The sequence below is a fragment of the Amycolatopsis lexingtonensis genome (genome assembly GCF_014873755.1).
Lineage (GTDB): Bacteria > Actinomycetota > Actinomycetes > Mycobacteriales > Pseudonocardiaceae > Amycolatopsis > Amycolatopsis lexingtonensis.
The window spans coordinates 6,821,239-6,839,234 of sequence record NZ_JADBEG010000001.1 but is presented as its reverse complement, the minus strand read 5'-3'; the positions used below and the strand labels follow the sequence as shown (position 1 = coordinate 6,839,234).

General features: G+C 72.1%; 17 protein-coding genes and 1 pseudogene. 15 read left to right on the top strand and 3 right to left on the bottom strand.

Features of this window, described 5'->3' with window-relative positions; translation table 11 throughout:
- Window positions 1–87: 87 nt before the first annotated feature.
- From H4696_RS31165 to H4696_RS31155, 3 genes are all read right to left on the bottom strand, one after another.
- Window positions 88–981: an HAD family hydrolase gene (locus H4696_RS31165; protein WP_249026979.1), complete on the bottom strand. Its 894-nt coding sequence runs from the start codon at window positions 979–981 to the stop codon at window positions 88–90.
- A 97-nt stretch (window positions 982–1,078) separates the two neighbouring features.
- On the bottom strand, window positions 1,079–2,146 hold the full coding sequence (locus H4696_RS31160) for a DUF5667 domain-containing protein (RefSeq protein ID WP_086859404.1): 1,068 nt from the start codon (window positions 2,144–2,146) through the stop codon (window positions 1,079–1,081).
- A 113-nt stretch (window positions 2,147–2,259) separates the two neighbouring features.
- The gene (locus tag H4696_RS31155) at window positions 2,260–2,955 is read right to left on the bottom strand and encodes a sigma-70 family RNA polymerase sigma factor (RefSeq protein WP_086859405.1); all 696 of its coding nucleotides are present in this window, start codon (window positions 2,953–2,955) and stop codon (window positions 2,260–2,262) included.
- Window positions 2,956–3,269: 314 nt separating this feature from the next.
- Here H4696_RS31155 and H4696_RS31150 point away from each other — a divergent pair, with 314 nt between their 5' ends.
- The 15 genes and pseudogenes from H4696_RS31150 (at window position 3,270) to H4696_RS31080 (ending at window position 17,988) form a co-directional block, all read left to right on the top strand.
- On the top strand, window positions 3,270–4,781 hold the full coding sequence (locus H4696_RS31150; protein ID WP_086859407.1) for an AMP-binding protein: 1,512 nt from the start codon (window positions 3,270–3,272) through the stop codon (window positions 4,779–4,781).
- Window positions 4,782–4,791: 10 nt separating this feature from the next.
- Window positions 4,792–5,028: a glutaredoxin family protein gene (locus tag H4696_RS31145; RefSeq protein WP_086859409.1), complete on the top strand. Its 237-nt coding sequence runs from the start codon at window positions 4,792–4,794 to the stop codon at window positions 5,026–5,028.
- A 64-nt stretch (window positions 5,029–5,092) separates the two neighbouring features.
- Window positions 5,093–6,649, top strand: coding sequence for a molybdopterin-dependent oxidoreductase (locus H4696_RS31140; protein WP_086859411.1), 1,557 nt, complete (start codon window positions 5,093–5,095; stop codon window positions 6,647–6,649).
- Window positions 6,650–7,014: 365 nt separating this feature from the next.
- A complete protein-coding gene (locus H4696_RS31135; RefSeq protein ID WP_086859413.1) occupies window positions 7,015–7,929 on the top strand; it encodes a redox-sensing transcriptional repressor Rex in 915 nt (304 codons plus the stop codon).
- Entirely contained in the window at window positions 7,926–9,233 is a 1,308-nt protein-coding gene (locus tag H4696_RS31130; RefSeq protein ID WP_086859415.1) for a glutamyl-tRNA reductase, read from the top strand. The genes H4696_RS31135 and H4696_RS31130 overlap by 4 nt, the downstream gene beginning before the upstream one ends.
- A 20-nt stretch (window positions 9,234–9,253) precedes the next feature.
- Entirely contained in the window at window positions 9,254–10,183 is a 930-nt protein-coding gene (gene hemC / locus H4696_RS31125) for a hydroxymethylbilane synthase (protein WP_086859417.1), read from the top strand.
- 86 nt (window positions 10,184–10,269) lie between these two features.
- Window positions 10,270–11,802, top strand: a complete 1,533-nt coding sequence (locus H4696_RS31120) for a bifunctional uroporphyrinogen-III C-methyltransferase/uroporphyrinogen-III synthase (protein WP_086859419.1) — start codon at window positions 10,270–10,272, stop codon at window positions 11,800–11,802.
- Between the two features lie 97 nt (window positions 11,803–11,899).
- On the top strand, window positions 11,900–12,871 hold the full coding sequence (hemB, locus tag H4696_RS31115) for a porphobilinogen synthase (protein ID WP_086859421.1): 972 nt from the start codon (window positions 11,900–11,902) through the stop codon (window positions 12,869–12,871).
- Window positions 12,872–12,889: 18 nt separating this feature from the next.
- Complete coding sequence (locus H4696_RS31110; RefSeq protein WP_086859423.1) at window positions 12,890–13,426, top strand: hypothetical protein; 537 nt, start codon at window positions 12,890–12,892, stop codon at window positions 13,424–13,426.
- Window positions 13,423–13,869 carry a hypothetical protein gene (locus H4696_RS31105; protein WP_086859425.1) on the top strand — a complete coding sequence of 149 codons (447 nt, stop codon included), beginning with the start codon at window positions 13,423–13,425 and terminating at the stop codon, window positions 13,867–13,869. The genes H4696_RS31110 and H4696_RS31105 overlap by 4 nt, the downstream gene beginning before the upstream one ends.
- A 13-nt stretch (window positions 13,870–13,882) precedes the next feature.
- On the top strand, window positions 13,883–14,221 hold the full coding sequence (locus H4696_RS31100; RefSeq protein WP_086859427.1) for a hypothetical protein: 339 nt from the start codon (window positions 13,883–13,885) through the stop codon (window positions 14,219–14,221).
- Between the two features lie 62 nt (window positions 14,222–14,283).
- A pseudogene (locus H4696_RS31095) lies at window positions 14,284–15,572 on the top strand (efflux RND transporter periplasmic adaptor subunit).
- Window positions 15,569–16,273: an ABC transporter ATP-binding protein gene (locus tag H4696_RS31090; RefSeq protein ID WP_086859429.1), complete on the top strand. Its 705-nt coding sequence runs from the start codon at window positions 15,569–15,571 to the stop codon at window positions 16,271–16,273. Before H4696_RS31095 ends, H4696_RS31090 begins: the two are co-directional and overlap by 4 nt.
- Complete coding sequence (locus H4696_RS31085) at window positions 16,270–17,472, top strand: ABC transporter permease (protein WP_086859431.1); 1,203 nt, start codon at window positions 16,270–16,272, stop codon at window positions 17,470–17,472. The genes H4696_RS31090 and H4696_RS31085 overlap by 4 nt, the downstream gene beginning before the upstream one ends.
- Before the next feature lie 9 nt (window positions 17,473–17,481).
- A complete protein-coding gene (locus H4696_RS31080; protein ID WP_086859433.1) occupies window positions 17,482–17,988 on the top strand; it encodes a hypothetical protein in 507 nt (168 codons plus the stop codon).
- Window positions 17,989–17,996 lie beyond the last annotated feature (8 nt).

Sequence of the window (17,996 nt, the reverse complement as noted above, 5' to 3'; positions counted from 1 at the left end):
GCCACATTGGTTGCGTCTGACGCACCGAAGGCCGCCTTGGGTGCGTCTGACGCACCGAAGGCCACATTGGGGCGCTCGGGGCCGGGGTCAGCGGCGGCGGTAGGCCATGCCCGCCGCCACCGCGCCCGCCAGCGCCCCGGCGCCCAGCACCGACGGCACGCCGATCTTCGCCGCCTTGCGGCCGGTGCGGAAGTCGCGGATCTCCCAGCCGCGGGCGCGGGCGACGTCGCGCAGGCCGCCGTCCGGGTTGACCGCCACCGCCGTGCCCACCGCGGACAGCATCGGGATGTCGTTGGCCGAGTCCGAATAAGCCGTGCAGCGCTTGAGGTTCAGCCCTTCGCGGGACGCCAGCGCCCGCACCGCGTGTGCCTTCGCGCGGCCGTGCAGCAGGTCGCCCACCAGGCGGCCGGTGTACACGCCGTCACGGGTCTCGGCGACCGTGCCGAGCGCGCCGGTGAGGCCCAGGCGGCGGGAGATGATCGCCGCCAGCTCGATCGGGGTCGCCGTCACCAGCCAGACGCGCTGGCCCGCGTCGAGGTGCATCTGGGCCAGCGCGCGCGTGCCGGACCAGATCTTGTCCGCCATCAGCTCGTCGTAGATCTCTTCGCTGATCGACGTCAGCTCCGCCACCGTGCGGCCGGCCACAAAGGACAGTGCGCGCTCGCGGTGGCTCTTGATGTCCTCTTTGTTCTCGCGGCCGCCGAGCCGGAACTTGATCTGGCCCCAGACGAAACCCGCCAGGTCGGACGAGGTGAAGAACTTGCGCGCCGCGAGCCCGCGGGCGAAGTAGAAGATCGACGCGCCCATCATCATCGTGTTGTCGACGTCGAAGAACGCGGCCGCCGTGAGGTCCGGCGGTGCGGGCGGGGCGGGGGGTTCGGCGACCACGCGGGCGTGGGCGGCCTCGGCCGAGGCCTCGCCCGCGAGCGTGGCGAGCCGTTCCAGCTCCTGACTCTTATCCCTGCCACGCCACGCTGACACGCACACCGCCTCCACGTCTGCCCACGTCCGGCACGTCTAGGTCCTTCGCACAGCGTAGCGAGCCGCCCACCGCCCCGGCGCAGGTGTGGCCCGGACCTCAGCCGATCACGATCGGCGGCAGACCCGGCAGCAACGGCGGGATCGAAACCAGCGGCGGCGTGGACGTCGTCGGGGCCGTCGACGGCGGCCGGGTGGTCACCGGCGGCTGGCCGTACACCGGCGGGGGCGTCACGCCGCCGGTCGGCGCCGGGATGCCCGGGGTGGCCGCCGCGTCCGAGGGCGGCAGCTGCGTGCCCGTCGCGAGCGGCGCGGTGCTTTCGCCCGGCGTCGACGAACTCGGCGCGGGCGAGGGTTGCTGGCCCGCGGCCGGGGCCGGCCGTGCCGTGCACTCGCCGGTCGCCGGGAGCAGCCCCAGCTCGTCGGACGTGCCGGTGGTGATCTCGTAGCAGTTCAGCCGCGCCACCAGGCCGCTCGTGCGCTCCTGGACCTTGCCCAGCAGGTCGCGGACGTCGCCGAACACCGGCACCGCGTCCGCCGGCTGCGGCTGTGCCGCCAGCCGCGCCGCCTGGTTGCGCGCCCACAGCCGGACGTCGGCCAGCGCCTGCGCCCCGCCGCCGTCGCTCGTCGCCACCGCGGCCAGCTGGGCGACGCCCGCCTTCAGGTCGGCGGCGAAGTCGTCGTACGCGGTCCGGTAGTCGGCCTGGCTCGCGCCTTCTTCGGCCAGCTCGCCGAGCTCGGTGATCCGGTTGGTGGCGAACTCCAGGTGCTTGTGCGCCTTCGCCTGGTCGCCGAACGTCAGGCTCAGCGCCGTCGATTCCCCGGCTCGCTTCACGCTGTACAGCGCGTCACCGGGCAACGCGCTCCTGGACAGCACGAGCGTCAGGCCCGAGAGCGCCAGGACCAGGAAGAGCGCGGCGGCCACCAGGTCGGCGGTCCGCGGCCGCCACCTCCGACGCGGGATGGCCGCCGCCGTCTCCAGGCGGCCCGCGATCTCCGCGCGGATCCGCTGCCGGGTCGCCAGGTCCGGGGCCCCGGCGGCGCCGAGGTCGCGCAGCGCGCCGACGAGAGCGAGCTCGTCGGCGAACTCGCCGTCCCGGCGTACCGGGGACGGCTCCAGGGCACGCGCGAACCGGTCGCTCTCGGCTCGCTCACGCGCAAACCTCACTGCGCTGCTCCATCTCGGGCCATGGCCGGTCCTGACACCGGTCTGGCAGGAGTAACGATCCAGAAGCCGCCAGGGTTACCGGTTCCGGTCGACGGACCGAAAAGTTCGCGGGATCAGCGCAATCCCGTGGGCAGAAGTTGTGCCAATCGGCGTACCGCGCGGTGCTGCAGCGCCTTGATCGCGCCCTCGTTGCGGTTCATGATCTCGGCCGTCTCCGCCACCGACAGGCCCTGCAGGAACCGCAGGATGATGCATTCCCGCTGGTCGTCGCCCAGTTCCGCGACGCAGCGCAGCAGCTCGGCGCGGGTCGCGCGGGTGATGGCCTCCTGCTCGGGGCCCGCCTGCGCGGTCGCGCCGACGCTGAACGGCGCCGAGCCCGGCTCGGTCACCTCGTCGGTGACCACTTCGAGCTTGAACCGGCTCGACTTCACGTGGTCGAGCACGAGGTTGCGGGCGATGGTGACGAACCAGGCGCCGACGTCACGGCCCTGGTAGCTCACCGACGTGATCCGGCGCAGGGCGCGCAGGAACGTCTCGCTGGTGACGTCCTCGGCCAGGTCGCGGTCGCCGAGCCGGAACAGCACGTACCGGTAGACGACGTCGACGTAGCGGTCGTAGAGCCGGCCGAAGGCGGACGAGTCGCCGTCCTGGGCGGCGCGCACGAGCTCCCAGGCTTCGGCCTTCGCGGCCTCGGCGCGCTCGTCGTCGGACGCCTGCCTGCTCACGGGCACGGCCGAGGAGCGGCCGAACACGCGCTCGGCGAACATGAAGACGGGCCCGCGGCTGACGGCGGCGGTCGGCACGGTCATCGGGCAGCACCTCCGGCGGTGAAGCTGGCCTCACGGGCCACTGAACCCCCGGAACCCGGACGAGCAGGGGCCTGCCGGCTCGCGTGCCCCACGACTTCGTGGGCAAGCAAGTTCGTCACGGCGACTCCCTCTCTCCGGTCGCGGCGGTGATCAACACCACCCCGCGACGCAGTGCAGCATACGTGTAGTTACCGCGAAGTAGGTAGTGGCTCCGGGGTTGCGAAGAAGCGACGCTCGCGGTCAGCACCCATGACGTCGCTCCGAATGACAGACTTGCAACGCTTTGGCCGGGATCGGAGAAAGGCGGGCCGCGGGTGAGTGCTCCAGAGGGGACGACGGCGGGGGTCGGCGGGCTGCTTTCCCGGTCCGCGGCCACGTGGCCGGACCACCCGGCCGTGCTCGAGACCGGCACTGGCCTGGGCCTGACGCACCGGCAGCTCGAAGCCGCGGCCCAGGCCCAGGCCCAGGCACTCGCGGACGCGGGGGTCGCGCCCGGCGACCCGGTCGCGCTGCGGCTGCCGACTTCGGTCGATTTCGCGGTCGCCTTCTTCGGCGCGCTGCGCGCCGGCGCGGTCGTCGTGCCGCTGTCGCCGCAGGTGCCCGGCCCGGAGCTCGCGAAGCTGCTCGCGCACAGCGGTGCCAAGGTTGTCATCCAGCGGGACGCGGACGCGGAGCTGCCGGCCGGGGTGAGCGGTCTCACTCCGCGAAGCGACCCGGATGGAGTAATCGAATTCGTCGATGCGGGCCGCGGCGGCGAGGACATCGCCGTCGTTTCCTACACCTCGGGCACCACCGGCCCACCGCGCGGCGTGATGCTGTCGCACCGCGCGCTGCTGGCGAACCTGGAGCAGCTCGGCCACGTCGAAGGCGTCCTGGAGCACGACGACCGCGTGCTGCTCACCATCCCGCTCTTCCACGTCTACGGCCTGGGGCCCGGCCTGCTGCACGCCGTCGCCGTCGGCGCGACCGCCGTCCTGTCCGAGCGCTTCGAAGCGCAGCGCACCCTGGACGACTGCGCGAAGCACGGCGTCACCACGATCACCGGCGTCCCGACCATGTACGCCGAGTTCGCCGCGCTCGGCGCCGACGAGCTGCGCCGCGGCCTGGCCACCGTGCGCCGGATGACTTCGGGCGCCGCGCCGCTGCACCCGAGGGTGCTGACCGCCATCCGCGAGGGCGCCGGCGTCGACGTCTACGAGGGCTACGGCCTCACCGAATGCGCGCCGGTGGTGACGTCGACGCTGGTCACGGGCTACCCGAAGCCGGGGTCGGTCGGCCGTCCGCTGCCCGGGATCGAGCTGCGGCTGGTCGACAGCGACGGCACCGACCAGGCCGTGCCACTCGACCCGGACGACGTCGACGACGTCTTCGAGGCCGAAGGCGAAACCGGGCTGGTGTCGATCCGCGGCGCGAACCTCTTCTCCGGCTACTGGCCGGACGGCGAGCACGGGCCGGACGACGAGGGCTGGTTCCGCACCGGCGACGTCGGCTACCTCGACGTCGACGGCGACCTGCACCTGGTCGACCGGGCCAACGACCTGATCATCGTCAACGGCTTCAACGTCTTCCCGCGGGAGGTCGAGGAGGTCATCGGGCAGCTGCCGGAGGTGGCCGAGGCCGCCGTCGTCGGGGTCGTGGACGAGCGCAGCGGTGAGGCGGTCAAGGCGTTCGTGGTGCCGGCGGCCGGGGCGGCGCTGTCCGAGCAGCAGGTCGTCGACCACTGCGCGGGCCACCTGGCCGGGTACAAGGTGCCGCACCTGGTCGAGTTCGCCGAGTCGCTGCCGCACTCGGCCACCGGGAAGCTGCGCCGCCTGCGGCTGCGGTAGGAAGGACGTCATGGCGCACGAAGTGACGGTCATGGGCCGCGAGGGCTGCCACCTCTGCGAGGTCGCGGAGGCCGAGGTCGCGCGGATCTGCGGGGAGCTCGGCGTCACGTGGAAGGCCGAGGACGTCGACACCGACCCGGAGTGGCGCGCGGAGTACGGCGACCGCGTCCCGGTGATCCTGGTCGACGGCGCCGAGCACGGCTACTGGCGCGTCGAAGAGGACCGGCTCCGGCGAGCACTCGCCTGAGCCGTAACACGTCCGTAAGCCGTTCCGGGCCGCCGCTCGGCGCTCGCGCTCCGAAGATGGAGGCGTGAGCACTCTGCAGGACGCGCCGCCCGAAGCGCCCCGGCGGCTTTCGCTGCCGGTCGCGACCCTGATCGGGATCCTCGCGCTGGCCGCCGCGCTCGGCGTGGGGCACCTGGTCGCGGGCTTCGTCGGGTACACGGCGTCGCCGTTCATCGCCGTGGCGAACTACGTCATCGACCACAGCCCGACCGGCATCGTGAAGTGGGCCGAGCGGACGCTGGGCACCTGGGACAAGCCGGTGCTCAAGGTCGGGCTCGCCGTGGTGCTGGTCCTGTTCGCGCTGCTGGCCGGGCAGCTTTCGCGCCGGACGCCGCGTGCCGGGCAGATCCTGGTCTTCGTGCTCGGCGCGGCCGGGGTCGCCGCCGTGTTCGCGCGCTCCGACCTCGGGCAGGTGTCGCTGCTCGCGCCGGTCGCCGCCCTGGTCGCCGGGCTCGCGGTGTTCACCTGGCTGCACCGGATCGCGCTGCCGCCGGACGTTGTCGATGACCGGGGCTTCGACCGCCGGAAGTTCCTGCGCGCCGGCGTCGGCGTCGTCGCGGGTTCGGGCGTCGCGGCGGTGGTCGGCCAGGTGGCCGGGACCAGCTCGAACGCCGAGGAGTCCCGGGCCACCGTCGGGCCGCTGGTGCCCGCGCGCACCGCGCCGCCGCTGCCCGCGGACGCCGACTTCGCGAAGCTGGGCTCACCGCCGTTCATCACGCCGAACGGCGACTTCTACCGCATCGACACCGCGCTGGTCGTGCCGCAGATCCGGACCGAGGACTGGAGCCTGCGCATCCACGGGATGGTCGACCGCGAGGTGACGTTCTCCTACGCCGACATCCGCAACCGGCCGCTGGTCGAACGCCGGGTGACGCTGACGTGCGTGTCCAACGAGGTCGGCGGCCCGCTGATCTCGAACGCCAGCTGGATCGGCGTCGACCTGGTGGACCTGCTGGACGAAGCCGGCGTGCGGGCGGGCGCGGAGCAGATGTTCGCCACCAGCGTCGACGGCTGGACGTGCGGCACCCCGGCGAACGTCGCCCTCGACCCCCAGCGCGGCGCGATGCTGGCGATCGGCATGAACGGCGAACCCCTCCCGGTCGAGCACGGCTTCCCGGCGCGGCTCGTGATCCCCGGGCTGTACGGGTACGTGTCGGCGACGAAGTGGGTCGAGTCGCTGGAGTTCACCAAGTGGAGCGACCGGCAGGCGTACTGGCTCAGCCGCGGCTGGAGCGAGCAGGCGCCGATCAAGACGGAGTCGCGCATCGACACGCCGTCGGGGTTCGCCCGCGTCCCGGCCGGGAAGGTCCGGCTGGCGGGGACGGCGTGGGCCCAGCACACCGGCATCGCGAAGGTCGAGGTCCGGCTGGACCAGGGGCCGTGGCAGCCGGCGACGCTCTCGGCCGAGGTGAGCAAGGACACCTGGCGGATGTGGTGGATCGAGCTGGACGTGCCGAAGGGGACGCACCAGGCGTTCGTCCGGGCGACGGACCAGGACGGGTACACGCAGACGGAGAACCGCGCGGACCCGGTCCCCGACGGCGCGACCGGCTGGCACTCGGTGAGCCTCGACGCGAGCTGACGCACCGGAAGCGCCTGCCTCCGCCGGCTCGCCAAAGGTCTTGAATGAGTCATTCAGGACCTCCGAAGACCTGAATGACTCATTCAAGACCTCGGGTCCGCGACCAGAGCCGACGCGAGCCGGGCCGGATGGTGCCGGCGGAAGTGCCTGGCGGGCAAGGATTCTGACGCGGTGTCATGATCGGGCGCCGCCCGGAACCGCCTCCGACCAGTGACTTTGTGCGTGCGTTCACAAGTGGTCTACCGTAGGGCCATCGCCCCCGGGCGGTCCGGCATCGAACCGGACTCCGCTTCCTGGGTCAAGACACAGTTCGGCATGGCCGTGGCGATGGCCGCCGGGTGCACAGCGAGCAGGAGACTACGGGCGTGGTGACACAGCGGGGGAGGCGCGACGCGGCGGACTCCCCGGGCCGGGTGCCGCGACGGCCCCGCCGCCCGAGCACCCCGGACGCCGACAACGCCCCCACCGCGGAGATGCCCGCCGTACCCGCCGACGCCGGCGGCCGCAACGGGGATGCCCCCGAGGCCGTCCGGGCGAAGCAGATCCCCGAAGCGGCGGTCGCGCGGCTCGCCGTCTACCTGCGGGTGCTGTCCGGGATGCGCGACCAGGGCGCCACGACGGTGTCGAGCGAAGAGCTGTCCCAAGCCGCGGGCGTCAATTCCGCGAAATTGCGCAAGGACCTTTCCTACCTCGGGTCCTACGGCACGCGCGGCGTCGGCTACGAAGTCGGCGTCCTGGTGAGCCAGATCGAGCGGATCCTCGGCCTGACCCGGCAGCACAAGGTGGCCGTGGTCGGCATCGGCAACCTGGGGCACGCGCTGGCGAACTACGGCGGCTTCCCGGGGCGCGGGTTCCCGGTGGAAGCGCTGTTCGACCTGGACGCGGACCTGATCGGCGTGCCGGTCGGCGGCCTCCCGGTGTCGCACATGGACGACATTCCGCGGATCTGCGCCGAGCGCGGTATCTCCATCGGCGTGATCGCCACCCCGCCGACCGCCGCGCAATCGGTGTGTGACCGTCTGGTCGCGGGCGGTGTCCAGTGCATCCTCAACTTCGCCCCGGTCGTGTTGCAGGTTCCTGCTCACATCGAGGTCCGCAAAGTGGATTTGGCCGTCGAGCTGCAGATACTCTCGTTCCACGTGGCCCGCCGCGCGGACGACGCCGCCGGTGATCAGGGCAATTCCGGATTACGCGGTCCCGGTGCGCCGTCCGAGAATGGAAGCGGCGGGCGGAACGGTTCGGGTCCGGACGGCGGACGGGAAATGGTGGTGCGCTCATGAGCGTGTTGGCGGTCGGTCTTTCGCACCGGAGTGCTGAGCTGAGCACGCTGGAGCGCGCCGCGATCCCCGCGCCCGAGGTCGGCAAGGTGCTCGACGAGCTGCAGCAGGCCCAGCACGTCAGCGAGGTCATGCTCGTCTCGACGTGCAACCGGATCGAGGTCTACGCGGTCGTCGAGACCTTCCACGGCGGCCTCAACGACGTCTCCGAGGTGCTCGCCCGGCAGGCCGGGATGGAACCCGCGGAGCTCTACGACAGCCTGTACGTCCACTACGCCGGCGCCGCCGTCGAGCACCTGTTCTCGGTCACCTCGGGCCTCGACTCGATGGTCGTCGGCGAGACGCAGATCCTCGGCCAGATCCGGTCCGCCTACGCCACCGCGCGCGAGGCCGGCACCGTCGGCCGCACGCTCCACGAGCTGATCCAGACGACGCTGCGCGTCGGCAAGCGCGTCCACACCGAGACCGGGCTGGACCAGCTCGGCGCGTCGGTCGTGTCCGAGGCGCTCGCCGCGGCCGGTGACGTCGCGGGCAAGCACGCCGTCATCGTCGGCGCCGGCTCGATGGGCGCGCTGAGCGCGTCGCAGCTGCGCAAGGCCGGGATCGGCGAGATCACCGTGGCCAACCGCACCGACGCCCGCGCCCGCCGGCTCGCCGCGAACGTCACCGAGCAGGGCGTGCCGGCCCGCGCGGTCCCGCTGTCCGGCGTCGCCGACGCGGTGCGCGACGCCGACATCGTGATCTGCTGCACCGGCGCGCAGGACGCCGTCTTCACACCGGAGCACGTGCTGCCCCGCGGCGGCCGCGCACTGGTCGTCTGCGACCTCGGCCTGCCGCGCGACGTCGACCCGTCGGTCGGCGAGCTCGCCGGCGTGCGCGTGGTCGACCTCGCCACGATCCAGCGCCGGATGCGCGAAGCCGGCACCCCGACCACCGAGCGCCAGACGGCCAAGGCGACCGGGATCGTCCTCGACGAGGTGCGCGACTACCTCGCCGGGCAGCGCAGCGCCGAGGTGACCCCGACCGTGACGGCGTTGCGCAAGCGCGCGGCCGAGGTCGTCGACGCCGAGCTGCTGCGGCTGGACAACCGGCTCCCCGAGCTCGACGCCGGGGTCCGCGAAGAAGTCGGCCGCACGGTCCGCCGGGTGGTCGACAAGCTGCTCCACGCGCCGACGGTGCGGGTCAAGCAGCTGGCCGCCGAGACGGTCGACACCGACTACGCGAACGCGTTGCGAGAACTGTTCTGCCTCGACCCGCAGGCACCGGCCGCCGTGGCGAGCCCGAAGCCCCCACCAGAGAAGAAGTAGTAGTGACCAGAGTCATTCGCATGGGTACGCGCGGTTCGAAGCTCGCGCTGACCCAGACCGGGACCGTCGCCGACGCCCTGCGCGCCACCGGCGTCGAGGTCGAGATCGTCACGGTGACCACTCCCGGTGACAAGTCGATGGCGCCGATCTCGACGATCGGCGTCGGCGTGTTCACCTCCGCGCTGCGGGAAGCCTTGCTGCGCAACGAGGTCGACGTCATCGTCCACTCCTACAAGGACCTGCCGACCGCGCCGGAGCCGGGCATCACGCTCGCCGCCGTGCCGCCGCGCGAAGACCCGCGGGACGCGCTGATCGCGCGTGACGGGCTGACTTTGGGCGAGCTGCCGCCGGGCTCCACGGTGGGCACCGGGGCCGCGCGGCGCACCGCGCAGCTGCGTGCGCTGGGTCTCGGTTTGGAAATCGTGCCGATTCGCGGCAATATCGACACCCGCATGCGCAAGGTGACCGACGGCGAGCTCGATGCCGTGGTGCTCGCGCGTGCCGGACTGGCCAGGGTCGGACTGGTCGAGGCGATCACCGAGACCCTCGACCCGATCCAGATGCTGCCCGCGCCCGCCCAGGGCGCGCTGGCGGTGGAGTGCCGGTCCGCCGACGTGGACATCGAGCAGCTGCTCGCGTCCACAGTGGACGACGAGGGCACGCGGGTCGCGGTGACGGCCGAGCGGGCCCTGCTGGCCGCGCTCGAGGCGGGGTGCAGCGCGCCGGTGGGCGCGCTCGCCGAGATCGTCGAAGATCTCGACGCCGAGGGCAAGGTCGTGGAACGGATCTCGCTGCGCGGCACCGCCGCGGCCGAAGGGGAGAACGGCGCGGTGGACATGGTCCGGGCCTCCGCGCTGGCCGACAAGGACCAGGCTGCCCAGCTGGGCAAGGACCTGGCCGCCGAGCTGCTGGACCTGGGTGCCGGAGTCTTCTCCGGCCCTGCTCAGTAGCGCTCTCGCGAGCGCTTCGAAAAGACGTGTAGGAGACCTGCGTCCGTGCGACCCCGCACGGCCGCCGCAAGAGGAGAAACGCACAGATGACCCCCGCGCGAAAGACCACCGGGCGCGTAGCGTTCGTGGGCTCCGGGCCCGGCGACGCCGGCCTGCTCACGGTCCGTGCCCAGGAGCTGCTGACCAAGGCCGAGGTCGTGGTGACCGACCCCGACGTGCCCCAGGCCGTGCTGGCCATGGCGGCCGAGGGCGCCGAGGTCCGGCCCGCCGTCGGCGAGGCCGCCGAGGTCGCCAAGGACCTGACCGCCGAAGCCAAGGCCGGCCGGCTGGTGCTGCGGCTGGTCGCGGGCGACCCGCTGACCACCCCGGCCGTGGTGGCCGAGGTCCAGGCGGTCGCGCGCACGAGCGCCGTGTTCGACGTCATCCCGGGCGTTTCCCCGGGCGCGGCCGTCCCGGCGTACGCGGGCGTCGCGCTCGGCGGCACGCACGTCGAGGTCGACGTCCGCGGCGAGGTCGACTGGGCGGCGCTGGCCGCCGCGCCCGGCCCGCTGGTGCTGCACGCGACGTCGGCGCACCTGGCCGAGGCCGCGTCGGCGCTGACCGGCAACGGCGTCCCGGCGTCGACCCCGGTCGCGGTCACCGCGAACGGCACCATCAACACCCAGCGCACCCTCGACACCACGCTCGAGAAGGTCGCCAACGACGCGGGCGAGCTCGTCGGGCCGCTGATCGTCACGATCGGCCAGGCCGCCGGGCAGCGCTCGAAGCTGTCGTGGTGGGAGTCGCGCGCGCTGTACGGCTGGAAGGTCCTGGTGCCGCGCACCAAGGAGCAGGCCGGCGAGATGGCCGAGCGCCTGCGCGGCCACGGCGCGACGTCGCACGAGGTGCCGACCATCTCGGTCGAGCCGCCCCGCAGCCCGGCGCAGATGGAGCGCTCGGTCAAGGGCCTGGTCGACGGCCGCTACCAGTGGATCGTCTTCACCTCCACCAACGCGGTCCGCGCGGTGTGGGAGAAGTTCGAGGAGTTCGGCCTCGACGCCCGCGCGTTCTCCGGCGTGAAGATCGCCTGCGTCGGCGAATCGACCGCGGCGAAGGTGCGCTCGTTCGGCATCATCCCGGAGCTGGTCCCGTCCGGCGAGCAGTCGTCCGAGGGCCTGCTGGCCGAGTTCCCGCCGTACGACGACGTCCTCGACCCGGTCGACCGCGTGCTGCTGCCGCGGGCGGACATCGCCACCGAGACGCTGTCGGCCGGCCTGCGCGAGCGTGGCTGGGAGATCGACGACGTGACGGCCTACCGGACCGTCCGGGCCGCCCCGCCGCCCGCCGAGACCCGCGAGATGATCAAGACCGGCGGTTTCGACGCGGTCTGCTTCACCTCGTCTTCGACCGTGCGGAACCTGGTCGGCATCGCCGGCAAGCCGCACACCCGCACGCTGGTCGCGTGCATCGGCCCGAAGACCGCGGAAACCGCGGTGGAATTCGGGCTCCGGGTCGACGTCCAGCCGGAGAAGGCCGACGTCCCGCACCTGGTGGACGCGCTGGCCGAGCACGCCGCCCGGCTCCGCGCGGAGGGCGCCCTGCCGCCGCCGCGCAAGGCGAAGCGGGCCCGCCGCTCCTGAGGTTCGCAGAGTCCGTGAAGGCCTCCTTACCGGCTTTTATGACCGGGAAGGAGGCCTTCACGGCTTTTCGGGAACGGGCGGGAGTAACCTGGCTGGAGTGTTCCCCGAGCATCGTCCCCGCAGGCTTCGCACCACCCCGGCCATGCGCAGGCTGGTGGGCGAAACGACGCTGCGGCCACGCCAGCTGATCCTCCCCATGTTCGTCGGCGAAGGCCTCGACACGCCGAAGCCGATCGCGAGCATGCCGGGCGTCGTCCAGCACACCCGTGACACGCTGCGGAAGGCCGCCGTCGACGCGGTCAACGCCGGCGTCGGCGGGCTGATGCTGTTCGGCATCCCGAAGGTCCGGGACCCCGAAGGCTCCGGAGCCGTTGACGAAAACGGCATCCTCAACGTCGCGCTGCGCGACCTGCGGCACGAGCTGGGCGACGCCACCGTGCTGATGGCCGACACCTGCCTCGACGAGTTCACCGACCACGGCCACTGCGGCGTCCTGGACGCCGACGGCCTGGTCGACAACGACGCCACCCTGCGCATCTACGCCGAGATGGCCGTCGCGCAGGCCGAAGCCGGGGCGCACGTGCTCGGGCCGTCCGGGATGATGGACGGCCAGATCGGCGTCATCCGCCGGGCGCTCGACGAGGTCGGGCACAGCGACAAGGCGATCCTCGCCTACTCCGCGAAGTACGCCAGCGCGTTCTACGGCCCCTTCCGCGAGGCCATCGACTCGCAGCTCAAGGGCGACCGCAAGACCTACCAGCAGGACCTGGGCAACGCCCGCGAAGCGCTGCGTGAGATCGAGCTGGACCTCGCCGAGGGCGCGGACATGATCATGGTCAAGCCGGCGCTGTCCTACCTGGACGTCATCAAGGCGGCCGCGGACATCTCCCCGGTCCCGGTGGCGGCGTACAACATCTCGGGCGAGTACGCGATGGTCGAAGCCGCCGCGGCGAACGGCTGGCTGGACCGGGAACGGACCGTGCTTGAGGTCCTCACGTCGATCCGCCGCGCGGGCGCCGACATGATCCTCACGTATTGGGCCGCGGAAGCCGCTGCCTGGCTCGACTGACCGGTTAGAGTCCACGCCGTGGAAGACAAAGAGGACCTCACCGGTCTGACCGACGACGAACGCCGCAAGAAGGGCCGCTCGCCGGACCCGGTGCTGCCGGGGCAAAAGGCGCCCAAGGCGACGCCGCCGCGTCCGGTGGCCGTGTCGTTCTGGCTGTGGCTCGCCGGTGGCGTGGTGCTCATCCTCAGCTACGTCCAGCTGCTGAGCAGCAAGTCGGCCGTCATCGACCAGTTCGTCAAGGCGACCACCGACCCGAAGTACACGCCGCAGATGATCGCGGACGGCGTCACGGCGCTGCTGTGGTACCTGCTCGGCGGCGCGGTCGTGTTCGTGCTGCTGTTCCTGCTCTTCGCGTACAAGGCCCGCGAAGGCACGCGCTCGGCGCGGACGGTGCTGACCATCCTGCCGATCGTGATGCTGCTGCTGATCATGACGATCGCGCCGATCATCAACTACCTGACCCTGGTCTCGGTGCTGGTGTTCGTGATCGCGCTGGTGCTGATGTACCTGCCGTCGGTGGCGGGCTACTTCCCGAAGGCCGGCCGCAAGCCGTGAGCGACCGGCTCTACGCCGAGTCCGGCGTGAGCTGGGGCGCCATCGTGTGGGGCCCGGTGTTCGCGCTGGCCGGCGCGCTCTTCGAGCTGGTCACCGGCGGCCCGGTGCACGTCGTGGGCTGGCTGCTGGTCGGCGCCGGGCTGTGCGCGATCACCGTGCCGTGGGTGTACGCGCGGCGCCGGTTCCTCTCGCTCGAGGTGACGACGAAGCAGCTGCGCCAGGGCCGCGAGAAGGTCCCGGCGGACCAGCTCGCGTCGGTGACGGACGTCGGTGCGCCGGTCGGGGCGCGGGTCCTCGGCGGCGGCTGGTCGGTGCCGCGGAAGTACGACTCGCTGCCGGTGGAGCTCACGGACGGCACCGTCGTACTGGCTTGGGCGAAGGACGTCGAGGCCCTGCAGGAGGCGCTCGACCGGCTCGTCCGGGCGACGCCGACGGAAGCATGAGAAAATCCCCGCTGTGATCGACCTTCCGCAGCCCACCGGGGCCGAGCTCTGGCCGCCGGAAGAGCCCGGCCCGCAGGCGCGCCTGAACAAGCCGTGGCGGACGCTCGTCGCCGTCGTGGAAGTCGTGCTGGCCGTGGCCGCCGGGTGGGGTGCCTACGCGCTCTGGCACGGGGGCGCCGCCACCGTCGTCACGCGGACCGACGACGGCGCCGTGCTCGAGTCGCACCGGTACTTCGGCGGGTCGCTCGCCGCCGCCATCGGGCTCGGGACCGTGGCCGCGCTGCTGCTGGTCGACGCGGTGCGTCAGCTGCTGCTCGCGATGCGTGCGCGGCAGGTCAAGCGCAAGGACTGATACACAGCTCCCGCACAGGGAACCCCCAGTCAATTGCTAAGCGGCGGTCCCAAGGTTGCCGCATGACGCGCGTGCGTGCCTCGAAGGCATGGGTGATCAACGGTGCTCTGGTCGTGCTGCTGGCCGGAGCGGGTTTCGGGATATACCAGGCATTCAGCCCCGAACCGAACACGGCGCAGGCGCAGACGCGCAGCACCCCGGTGCGCCGCGCGACGGTCACCGAGACCATCTCCGCCGCCGGGACCCTCGCCAGCAGCTACACCGGCGCGGCGAACTTCGCGACGGCCGGCAAGGTCACCTCGATCGACGTCAAGGTCGGGGACGTCGTCAGCGCCGGCCAGAAGCTCGCGACGGTCGACAGCACCCAGGCGGCGAAACAGCTTCAGGTCGCGAAGGCGAACCGGTCGCGCAGGACAGCCTGAATTCCGCCGAAGACGCCGAGGCCACCCCCACGACCGGGCAGAACGGCCAGAACAGCACGCAGTCGGCGGCCAACAGCGTCACGTCGGCGCAGGCCAAGCTCGACCAGGCCCAGCTGGAGGTCCAGACCGCGCAGACCGCCCTCGACAACACGACTCTCTACGCACCCGGCGCCGGCACGGTCACCGCCGTCAACGGCACCGTCGGGCAGCAGTCCTCGAGCGGCTCGGCGAGCAGCAGCGGCAGTTCCCAGTCGTCGAGCAGCGGCCAGGGCGGGCAGGGGTCCTCGAACAGCACCGCGTCGAGCAGCAGCAGTTCCAGCAGCAGCGGCTTCATCACCATCACCAACATGACCGGCCTCGTCGTGAACACCTCGGTCGCCGAGATCGACGTCAGCAAGGTCAAAGCCGGCCAGAAGGCCACGGTGACGCTCAACGCGCTGCCGGACAAGCCGGTCCAGGCCACCGTGTCGAGCGTCAACCTGACCCCGACCACGAGCGGCAGCGTCGTCTCCTACGGCGCCCAGCTCGCGCTGACCGACCCGCCGGACGGGCTGCGGCCCGGCCAGTCGGCGAGCGTCGTGATCACCGTCGCCTCCGCCGACAACGCGCTGAGCGTGCCGGCCGCGGCCGTGACGACCGCCGGCGGCACCAACGTCGTCACCGTGCAGGAGAACGGGCAGAACGTGACGCGCCAGGTGCAGGTCGGCATCCGCGGCGAGTCGACCGTCCAGATCACGTCCGGGCTGACCGAGGGCGAGAACGTCGTGCTCACCGGGGCCTCGGCCGGCACCACCGGTGGCACCGGCCGGACCGGCACCGGGACCGGCGGCACCGGCGGGTTCCCCGGTGGCGGGACCGGCGGGTTCCCGGGCGGCGGCCAGCGCGGCACGGGCACCGGCGCCGGCGGCGGATTCGGCGGCCGCGGGTGAAGCCGGTGATCGCGGTCTCCGCGCTGCGCAAGACCTACGGCGCCGGCGAGACGGCGGTGCACGCGCTGCGCGGCGTCGAGCTCACCGTCTGGCCGGGCGAGTACGTCGCCATCATGGGTGCTTCCGGCTCGGGGAAGTCGACGCTGCTGAACATGCTGGGCTGCCTCGACGTCCCGACGTCCGGCCAGTACCTCTTGGACGGCTTCGGCGTCGGCAAGCTGAACGAACGGCAATTGGCGTTGCTGCGCAACCGGAAGATCGGGTTCATCTTCCAGTCGTTCAACCTCGTGCCGCGGACGTCGGCGTTGTCCAATGTGGAGCTACCGCTTGTCTACAGTGGACTGAAGCGGTCGGAACGGCGGCGGCGCGCGCTGGCGGCGCTGGAGATGGTCGGCCTGTCCGACCGCGCCAAGCACCTGCCCAGCGAGCTGTCGGGCGGGCAGATCCAGCGCGTCGCCGTGGCGCGGGCGCTGGTCACCGGCCCGGCGATGCTGCTGGCCGACGAGCCCACCGGCAACCTCGACCGGCGCAGCACCGAAGACGTCCTCGGCGTGTTCGACCGGCTCAACCGCCTCGGCCGCACGATCGTCGTCATCACGCACGAGGACGAGGTCGCCGCGCACGCGCACCGCGTCGTGCGGGTCGACGACGGGCTCATCGTGTCCGACGAAGTGACCCGCGCGGTCGGAGCGGTCTCGTGAACCTCCTCGAAATCCTGCGCTTCGCCGTCCGCGGGCTCACCGCGAACAAGCTGCGCTCGGCGCTCACCACGCTCGGCATCACCATCGGCGTCGCCGCGGTGATCCTGCTCGTCGCGGTCGGCAACGGCGCGTCCGCGGCCATCGCGGCCAGCATCCAGGGCCTCGGCACCAACGTGGTCAACGTCTCCCCGGCGCGCGGCGGCGGCCAGGGCGCGTCGGCGCGGCCGCTGACCGTCCAGGACGCCCACGCGCTCGTCGACCCCGTCGGCGCGCCGGACGTCAAAGCCGCGTCGCCGGTGGTGAACACGACGGCGACCGCGACCTACGGGCAGACCTCGTACGACATCTCCACCGTCGCCGGCACCGAACCCGCGTACTTCACGACCACCAACCGCGAACTCGCGCAGGGCCAGCTGTTCACCGCCGAAGACGTCACGGCCGCGCGGAAGGTCGTCGTGCTCGGCCCGACGACGGCGGAGTCGATCTTCGGCACCGCTGACCCGGTCGGCAAGAACGTCCTGCTGAACAGCATCCAGTTCACCGTGGTCGGGGTGCTGCAGGCGAAGGGCAGCACCGGGCTGCAGAACGCCGACGACGTCGCCATCGCGCCGATCTCGGCCGTCCAGAACTCCCTCGCCGGGTACGGCAGCCTCAGCCAGATCGCCGTGCAGGCCACCAGCGCGGACTCGGTTTCGCTGGCCCAGTCGGAGATCACCGCGATCCTCAACGCCCGCCACGGCATCCGGCTCGGCGGCACCGCCGACTACCAGATCCAGAACTCCGAGCAGCTGCTGGCAACGCGGACGTCGGCGACCGAGACGTTCACCGTGCTGCTGGCGGCGGTCGCGGCGATCTCGCTGCTGGTCGGCGGCATCGGTGTCACGAACATCATGCTCGTCACGGTGACCGAGCGGATCCGCGAAATCGGCATCCGCAAGGCCATCGGCGCCCCACGCGCGGCCATCCTCGGCCAGTTCCTCGCCGAAGCGACCATGCTCAGCCTGTTCGGCGGGCTGCTCGGCGTCGCGATCGGGCTGATCGGCAGCCGGTTCACCATCTCCGGGATCAAGCCCGTCGTGGTGCCCTCGTCGATCCTGCTCGCCTTCGCGGTCTCCGCCCTGATCGGGCTGTTCTTCGGCAGCTTCCCGGCGAACCGGGCCGCCAAGCTCCGGCCCATCGACGCCTTGCGTCACGAATAAGGAGTTCCGATGTCTTCCCCCACGACCCCGCCGAACGCGGAGGAGATCGTCGCGGCCCCGGCGGTCGACGGCGACCTCAACGCCGAGATGCGCCGGGCCGCGAAGCCGTTCTCGCGCACCACGCTGGTGCTGGCCGGGCTCGTCGTCCTCGCGATCGCGTTCGGCGGCGGCGCCTGGACGCACGCGGCGTTCGGCTCGCCGTCCTCCTCCACGCCCACCCGCCCGGCCGGTGGCACTCAGGGCACCCAAGGCGGCCAGCAGGGCGGTGGCTTCCGCGGCGCCGGCGGGCGCGGCACCACCGGCACGGTCGACCGTGTCGAGGGCACCACGGTGTACGTCAAGACCGCGCAGGGCGCCGAAGTCAAGGTGTCCACATCGGACTCGACCACCGTCGGCGTGACCCAGCAGGCCAAGCTGTCCGACCTCAAGCCGGGCTCGACCGTCGTCGTCCAGGGGCAGGCGGGCGAAGACGGCACGGTGACCGCGCAGGCCATCACCCAAGAGGCTGCTCGCTGACGTTTGCG